Annotated in this window: 4 protein-coding genes; 3 read left to right on the plus strand and 1 reads right to left on the minus strand. The window is 41.4% G+C overall.

All coding sequences use genetic code 11. The features are described 5' to 3' along the window. The coding region (locus tag PLE34_RS20920) for an FG-GAP repeat domain-containing protein (protein ID WP_324560254.1) at positions 1-955 on the plus strand (955 nt) is incomplete at its 5' end. Here PLE34_RS20920 and PLE34_RS20925 read toward each other — a convergent pair. Further along, positions 948-1,889, minus strand: coding sequence for a GyrI-like domain-containing protein (locus PLE34_RS20925; RefSeq protein ID WP_324560257.1), 942 nt, complete (start codon positions 1,887-1,889; stop codon positions 948-950). The two genes, PLE34_RS20920 and PLE34_RS20925, sit on opposite strands and share 8 nt — an antisense overlap. 213 nt (positions 1,890-2,102) lie before the next feature. Here PLE34_RS20925 and PLE34_RS20930 point away from each other — a divergent pair, with 213 nt between their 5' ends. After that, positions 2,103-5,441, plus strand: coding sequence for a VCBS repeat-containing protein (locus PLE34_RS20930; RefSeq protein WP_324560260.1), 3,339 nt, complete (start codon positions 2,103-2,105; stop codon positions 5,439-5,441). Positions 5,442-5,586: 145 nt separating this feature from the next. Then, the gene (locus PLE34_RS20935; protein WP_324560263.1) at positions 5,587-8,910 is read left to right on the plus strand and encodes a VCBS repeat-containing protein; all 3,324 of its coding nucleotides are present in this window, start codon (positions 5,587-5,589) and stop codon (positions 8,908-8,910) included. The last annotated feature ends 230 nt before the right edge of the window (positions 8,911-9,140 follow it).

The raw sequence follows: 9,140 nt of genomic DNA on the forward strand, positions 1-9,140 counted from the left end.
GCCGCAAAGTTATTTATTGGAAAATGACGGGAAGGGCAACTTTACAGATGTTACAGCATCAAAAGCTCCCGGCCTGCTGCATATTGGCATGGTTACAGGAGCCATATGGGCCGATATTGACGGAAATGAAAAAAAGGAGCTTGTTATTTGCGGTGAATGGATGAGCCCCAAGATTTTTACATTTGCAGATAATCAGTTCAGGGAAACAACAACCAATCTTTCGGAATTGTTTGGGTGGTGGCAGTCCGTTGCCGTGGCGGATGTTAATAATGACGGAAAGCAGGATTTGATACTCGCAAATATCGGAGAGAACTTCTACCTCCGGCCTTCTGCCGAACAACCGGTAAAATTATGGCTGAACGATTTTGATCACAATGGCAGTATAGATAAAATATTAACTTACAGCATAGGAGGCAGGGATATGCCCGTATTTGTAAAGAATGATATGCAGGATCAGCTTCCCGTTATCAGGAAACAGAACCTGAAACATGAAGAATATGCTACAAAATCTATACAGGAATTATTTCCTGAAGACTTACTCCAATCGTCTGCCGTTAAACAATTCAATTTCCCTTTTTCCTGCGTAGCCATCAACCAGGGCAATAATACATTTATAATACAGCATCTCCCGCAAATGGTGCAGCTTTCCTGTATTAATACGATATGCGTTACAGATATAGATAACAACGGATCGCCCGACCTTGTACTGGGAGGCAATAAATTCGGCTTCCTGCCGCAGTTTGGCCGGCAGGATGCGGGCTATGGACATGTTTTACTTAACGACAATGGCGTGTTTAAATGGGTAAGTCCGGCAACATCGGGATTATTGGTTGAAGGCGAAATAAAAGACATACTTTCTTTTAATAAGGGAAAAAGCAAGCGCTTTTTATTTTTCAGAAATAATGACTACCCGGCAGAATATGAAATGAAAAATGCGGCAACGGGTATCAGATAACAGGACAATATATCCGCGTTATCCATTTGGTACTGTCTTGCTCAAGCTGCCTGTTGGTTATTAAAGATTGAAAGGGCAGCGCTGCTAAAGTTTTGTTGAAATCCTGCACATAGTTCATCATTTGTTTCGATGCATGTTCAACAGCGCTGCTTCCCCCGGCAATATCGTTTGACACCAGGATATTACCGCGTATCATTCTTTTTATCACAATGCCATGCTCCTCTTTTATGGCTTTGTTTACGGGAAGTGCTACACGAAGCAAATATTTTGAGCTGTCTTCTTTTGCTATATTCATCATAGGGTAACCTGTAACAGGAACTTTTTGATCATTTGCAGCTTTTGTGAGCTTGTTAATTAGCGTATATATTTCATGGGTAGATGGAGAATGATTAAATACCGCCTGTGTGTTTAACAGAAGCGTATCCTTTACTATTTCATTTGTTATTTTTATGCCATAGGTATTTTGAGGATCACTCATGAATTTTTGTGCAGCATACAGGATATCTTTCATATCATCATTAATCTTCTTCGCATGCATATATTGGCTGATCCGGGTAAAAGGGTTGCCGTTTACGGGAATTGAACCTTTCCAGGAAAGCAGAACAGAATCTGCACTATATGCTACAATAGAAAAAATTGTTTTATAGCTCTTGCTGTTTTGGCTTACCTCAATGCCAATGGCATATAAGCCTGGCAACTGCGGTTGGTAAATCGTGTTATTATAACTTAGCGCATTGCTTATTGATGTACTGCTTGCAGCATGCGGCCACCACTGCTTCCATAAATGGATATTATTGATTGCCCGGTTAACCGTATTTTTCTTTGCCTTGACAAAAACAGTTTCATCTATCTTTAATTGAGAAGGGGTCAAAAAGTTTATCCCGGCAAATAAAATGGCGGCAATGAAAACAAGTACAATAATTTTTCTTTTCATATTATTCAACTCAAATCAGTAGCTGCAAAATAATGATGATATGGCAGAAAATGTGTTAATAGATTTGAGAAAGATTTTTTTCAGTGTGTAGTATAAATTATTTCCTGTAATATCATTACTTTAGTATATTTCACTATCTGAATATAGCCCCATTGCTTTTATTGGGGTATAACTTTCTATACGGTTTTAGGTTAAAAGTAAAAAGAACCTTTAATGCGGATTACATATCTGTTTTGTCTGTTCATTATTGTAAGTTTTGTTTGCGCTGCTGGTTGCACCATGACAGACAGGCAAATAGCTCATCCTGCCTTTAAGGTGCTGGAACATGATAACACTGGTCTTCATTTTAATAACACCCTTACGCAAACGAACAGGCTCAACATGTTCAGCTATATGTACTTTTATAATGGCGCCGGGGCAGGAGCGGGAGACTTTAATAATGACGGTTTGATTGATTTATTTTTTGCTTCCAACCAGGGGAGCAATAAATTGTTTCTGAATGAAGGTAATCTGCATTTTAGAGATGTGAGCGAAGAAGCAAAAGTTCCGCAGGACCACGGCTGGTCAACCGGTGTGTCTGTTGTTGATATCAATAACGATGGGTTGCTTGATATTTATATCTGTAAGGTTGGGCGATTTGCAGGTTTAAAAAGTGAAAATCAATTACTGGTTTGCAAAGGAATAAAAGAGGGTATCCCGTTTTATGAAGACCAGGCAGCACAATACGGCTTACATTTTTCGGGGTTTAGTACACAGGCTTCTTTTTTTGATTATGATATGGATGGAGACCTTGATATGTACCTGCTCAATCATGCTGTTCACCAGGACGGCTCATTCGCTCCGCGTAAAAAATTTCTGAATACTTACGATTCCTTATCCGGAGACCGTTTATACCGTAATGATGGAAATTATTTCACCGATGTTACCAGGCAAAGCGGTATTAACAGTTCCGCTATCGGCTATGGACTGGGCATAGCGGTTAGCGATATCAACCTTGATGGCTGGCCGGATATATTCATAGGCAACGATTTTCATGAAAACGATTATCTCTATATTAACCGGAAAAACGGAACATTTGCTGATGAAAATACGCAGATGCTTATGCATACCAGTAAATTTTCCATGGGAGTGGATATTGCGGATGCAAACAATGACGGCTACCCGGAAATAATGACGGCTGATATGCTGCCGGCGGATCCCTATATCTTAAAACGTTCTTTAGGAGACGATGACTACGATATTTTTTATGATAAAATCTCTTTTGGCTATAATTATCAGTATTCGCGCAATACCCTTCAGTACAACAGGCGGAATGGCGTGTTTAGTGAAACAGGTTTATATTCGGGTATATACGCAACAGACTGGAGCTGGGCCCCTTTATGGATAGACTTTGATAATGACGGCTTGAAAGATCTGTTTATTTCTAATGGAATACCCACGAGGTTAAATGATATGGATTACGTTAATTTCATTTACAACAGTGAAATACAAAAAAGGAGCAGAGACGGCATTGTAGAGAATTCGGACATTGCCCTGATGAAAAAATATCCCGAAATAAAAATTCCGAATAAATTTTATAAAAACCAATCCGGGCTGCGGTTCCAGGATATGGAGTTTGCTATAGATAATGACCTTCCATGCTTTTCAAACGGTGCGGTATATGCGGACTTTGACAACGATGGCGACTTAGATGTGGTGGTGAATAATATTAATGACTTTGTATTATTATACGAAAACAAAGCTGTTCAAAATGGAAATGAAGATTTTGTATCTGTTACATTAAAAGGCCCTGAAAAAAACAGGAATGCCATTGGTGCAAAGTTGATTTTGTTTGCCAATGAGGAAATACGCACGTATGAAAATTATCCCGAAAAAGGATTTATGTCGGGTATGGCAACACCTGTGCATATCGGGCTTTATCAAACAAAGGTTGATTCTGTTTTTTTGGTGTGGCCCGATCATTCTTTCCAAAAAATTACGATACAGCCGGCAACCCGACGCATAGCGTATACATACACTAAGGGGCTGCCTCTTTTTGATTATAGTTTAATTGCTGATTTCAATAAAAAGAAAAGCAGGCCTGTTACAGACATCACCCGGGAGGTGCAGCTTGGTTTTGTTCATAAAGAAAACAACTTTAATGAATTTAGCCGGGAACCACTAATGCCGCATATGGTTTCCACCGAAGGTCCCGCATTGGCGGTAGCGGATATCAATAAAGACGGGCTGGAGGATGTTTTTATCGGTGCTTCCAAAACTTTTCAGAGTGCTATTTTTTTACAAAAACCCGGTGGTGTGTTCTTAAAAGTACCGCAGGACTGCCTGGTGCAGGATAGTATGTATGAAGATACAGACGCCGTATGGTGCGATGTAAATAATGATGGGAACATGGATTTGATCGTTGCTTCAGGCGGCAACGAATATTATGGTACCAACGAACATTTGTTGCCGCGTATATATCTGAATGACGGCAAAGCAAATTTTGTAAAATCACAAAATCCATTCAATAGTCAATATATTACCGCATCATGTATTGCATTCAGTGATTTTAATGGTGATGGTTTTATTGATTTGTTTCTTGGAGGAAGGGCAGTGCCCTGGAATTATGGGGAAGTTCCCGACTCTTATTTATTGCAAAACGACGGAACGGGCAAATTTGTGGATGTAACCCATACCAATGCGAAAGCGTTGTCAAAAATTGGCATGGTAACAAGCGCATTATGGATTGATCTGGATAAGGATGGCGACAATGACCTTGTTATTAGTTGCGAATGGGGGCCAATTAGCGTGTTACTGAACACCAATGGGGTTTTTACCAAAAAGGATTTGATTGATAAAAAAGGCTGGTGGAATTTTATATTACCCGTAGATATTGACGCGGATGGCGATATGGATTTTATTGCGGGTAATCTTGGCCTCAATAGCCGGCTGCATGCATCGGCACAGGAACCTGTACGTCTTTATTTTAATGACTTTGATGACAATGGTAAGAAAGAACAAATACTTACTTATTATGTACAGGGGAAAGAGATACCTTTTGCCGGTAAAGATGAATTGCAAAAACAAATACCTTTGTTAAAAAACAAATATTTTTATGCAGAGGATTTTGCTAAAGCAACATTGACTGATATTTTTTCTTCCGGGAAAATAAAAGATGCGGCGGTATTATCTGCTGATTATTTCTCCAATGCCATATTAGTAAATAATGGTAATTTAAATTTTTCCATACAGCCTTTGCCCTGGGAAGCGCAACTTTCAACATACAGAGATGCCACGATTGTAGATGCCAATAATGACAGTTTACCTGATTTGTTGCTGGGTGGCAATTATTACGCCAATAGTATTGCTGCCGGCAGGTATGATGCTGATTACGGAACGATATTAATTAATAAGGGAAATGGAAAATTACAGAGCGAAAATTTAAATGGAATAGTAATAAAAGGAGAAGTTCGGCATATAAAGCCAATAAGTATAGCAGGAAAGAATGCTTTTATTCTGGCCAGGAATGATGATACCGCCGTAGTGTTGAAATTTACAAACCCCAATAAATGAATGTTATGTAACACTATTTTACAGGGAAGTAAATTCTTGCATTAACAAACTCAAATTAAACAGGATAGCCAGTAAGCGTAATTTAACGGCAATTGAGGATTGTTTTTATAATGGGTACTACATTTGTCTGTATTTTGTATTGCATATGCTCAAATCACCTTTCCTTTATATAGCCTGCTGCATCATACTGTCCGGCGCCTGCAAAAACAAAAAAGACGCTTATGTTCCGCCTGCAGACCCTTTGTTTACCCAACTGGATAAAGTGCAAACCGGCATAACTTTTCGTAACGATCTGGAGGAAGATGCCGGCTTTAATGTATTTAACTACCGGAATTTTTATAACGGCGGCGGCGTTGGTATTGGTGATATTAATAACGACGGGCTGCCGGATGTGTATTTTACCAGCAACCAGGGAAAGAATCATTTGTACCTTAACAAGGGTAATATGCAGTTTGAAGATATAACCCACAGGGCAGGTGTGGGCGGGTTAAAAGGATGGAGCACAGGAGTGGCGATGGCAGATATAAACGGCGATGGTCTGCTGGATATATATGTTTGTAATTCGGGTAATATTGAAGGCGACAACAAAACCAATGAGCTGTTCATTAATCAGGGGAATCTTACTTTTAAGGAAGCAGCAGCTCAATACGGGTTGGAGGAAAAGGACGGGCTAACCACCCACGCAGTGTTTTTTGATTATGACCTCGATGGCGACTTAGACTGTTATATACTTAATAATAGCTTCCGGCCAATTGCCAGCTTCGGCTATAATAAAAATATCCGCAATATCCGTGATCCCAAAGCCGGTCATAAGCTCTACAGGAACGATGGTGAAAAGTTTACCGATGTAAGCGAATTAGCGGGTATATATGGCAGTGAGATCGGTTTTGGACTGGGCGTTAGCGTAGCCGATGTAGATGGCGACCAGTGGCCGGATATTTATGTGAGCAACGATTTTTTTGAAAAAGATTATCTCTATATCAATCAAAAAAACGGCACGTTTAAAGAATCCATAGAAGAAAGCACCGGGCATCTTAGCCTGGCTTCCATGGGTTCTGATATTGCAGATATCAATAACGATGGCCGCCCGGATATCTTTACCACCGAAATGCTTCCGGAGAATGATTACAGGTTAAAAACGGTTACGAAATTCGACGATTACGACGTGTTTAACGCGAAAGTGAAAGGTGATTTTTATTACCAGTATCTTCAGAATGCATTGCATTTGAATAATGGTGATCATACTTTTTCGGAGATCGCCTTTTTGGCTAACGTAGCGGCAACAGACTGGAGCTGGGGTGCTTTAATTTTTGATTTTGATAACGATGGATGGAAAGATATACTGGTTTGCAATGGTATTTATAAAGACCTTACCAACCAGGATTTTATTGACTTTTTAGCGAACGACAAAAACAGGATACGCGTGATAACGGAGGGGAAATTCAATTTCAGGGAATTTCTCGATTCCATGTCTTCCAACCCTGTTTCCAACTACGCTTTTGTGAACCAGAAGAACCTGTCGTTTTTAAACCAGTCCTACCAGTTGGGATTGGGCATGCCTGGCTTCAGCAATGGTGCGGCTTATGGCGACCTGGATAACGATGGCGACCTGGACCTGGTAGTGAATAATGTGAATATGGAAGCTTTTGTGTACCGTAACAACGCTTCACAAAAGCTGAACAGCGGCTACCTGCGGGTTAAACTGCAGGGGCAGGGAAAGAATACGGATGGTATTGGCGCAAAAGTTACGGCGCATGCCGATGAACAGGTATATGAACTGTACCAGATGCTTTCCCGTGGTTTTCAATCGAGTGTTGATCCTGTGCTCACGATTGGGTTGGGCAGTAATACAGCCATTGATTCGTTGGTAGTAATATGGCCCGATATGCGCAAACAAACGCTGAAAAACATCAGCATTAATACTACCGTGTTAGTAAAGCAGGAAGAAGCGAATGAAAAATTCATTCCGCAGCCGCCGGCCCGCCCGCTCTATACGGATGTTTCTGAGAGGCTCATTTCCGGCAGTTCAGCGCACAGGGAAAATTTATTCATTGATTTTGACAGGGAAAGACTGATGCCGAAAATGGTTTCCATGGAAGGTCCGAAATGTGCTGTTGCCGACGTAAACGGGGATGGGTTGGATGATATTTTTATTGGTGGCGCGAAATCAGATATGGGTAAGCTGTTTCTGCAGCAGGCTAACGGAAGCCTGGTACGGTCTCAGCAAACAATATTTGATGTGGTCAATAGCGCCGACCAAACCGGGGTTGTTTTTTTTGACGCCGATAAAGACGCCGATAACGACCTGCTGATCGTATATGGAGGCAATGAAGATAAAGGCGCGGCTGCCACACTACGTCCCCATTTGTTTTTAAATGATGGCAAAGGAAATTTCTCATATGCGCCACAAAACCTGCCTGTTATTACCACTACCGCTTCCTGTGCAAGGGTTGCCGATATGGATGGCGATGGCGACATGGATATTTTTATAGGCGGACGTGTTTTGCCGGGTGAATATGGCTTAACCCCCGCTTCATTTCTGTTGATCAACGATGGCAGGGGAAATTTTACGGAAGAAACGGATCGCCTGGCGCCGGGACTAAAAGAAGCAGGAATGATTACAGATGCCCGCTGGGCCGATACCGACAATGATGGCAGGCCCGAGCTTATAATAGCAGGCGACTGGATGCCGCTAACGATATTTAAAAATACAAACGGAAAATTAATAAAGACCGAGCTGCCTGCTTCAGCCGGATGGTGGAACTGCATCCAGGCAGCAGACCTTAACGGCGACGGTTATGTGGATTTTGTGATCGGTAACCTCGGGCTGAATTCAAAAATAAGAGGGGATGTGGCTCACCCGGTAGAACTGTATGTAAAGGATTTTGATAAGAACGGGCAAACCGAATCGGTGCTGTGCTATTATAAATCAGACAGCGTATCCTATCCCTTGCCCTTACGCAGCGATATGGTAATGCAGATGCCCGGGTTGAAAAAGAAATTCCTGAAATATGCCGATTATGCGGGTAAAACCATTCACCAGGTTTTTTCGGAAAGTGAACTGGAAGGAGCCATTATAAAAAAAGCGGAGCAGTTTAATACCTGCATTGCGATCAATGACGGGAAAGGAAACTTTACCCTGCAGCCGCTGCCCCTGCAGGCGCAGTTCTCTCCCGTGTATGGTATTGTAATAACCGACCTCGACGGCGACGGACTAACCGATATTTTGCTGGGCGGAAATTTCTTTGGTGTAAAGCCCGAAATAGGAAGATACGACGCCAGCTATAGCTGCTTTCTGAAAGGAGACGGAAAGGGTAAGTATAGTTTTGTACCCAATTCAAAAACGGGTATGATCGTAAAGGGTGAGGTAAGGGATATCATACAGCTGCACAATAAAAAGGGATCTGCGGTTCTTTTTATAAAGAATAATGACGCAGTGCAGGTATTTAAAAGAAATCCGAAGCCTTAAGCTTGAAATCCGAAGGAAGACAAACGAGAAACTAAAAACCATGCACTCCCGGGTCCGAAATCCGAAGGGGCTGTCAGCAATCAGCTTTGAGCTATGGGCAGGAAAATCTCAAGAAACAAATACCAATTAAGCCCGAAAGCTTAAGCTCTAAATCTGAACACTTTAAAACCTGAAACCATTAGTGTCCGGTAAAAATACTTGATTGATAAATTTAAAGGAGGCGGTAAGCC

The organism is Agriterribacter sp., from assembly GCF_035445465.1.
Taxonomy (GTDB): Bacteria; Bacteroidota; Bacteroidia; order Chitinophagales; family Chitinophagaceae; genus Agriterribacter.

Bases quoted from the DNA above. Each gene is read 5' to 3' on its own strand.
- PLE34_RS20925 (WP_324560257.1), bottom strand. From the start codon at position 1,889: ATGAAAAGAAAAATTATTGTACTTGTTTTCATTGCCGCCATTTTATTT.
- PLE34_RS20930 (WP_324560260.1), top strand. From the start codon at position 2,103: ATGCGGATTACATATCTGTTTTGTCTGTTCATTATTGTAAGTTTTGTT.
- PLE34_RS20935 (WP_324560263.1), top strand. From the start codon at position 5,587: ATGCTCAAATCACCTTTCCTTTATATAGCCTGCTGCATCATACTGTCC.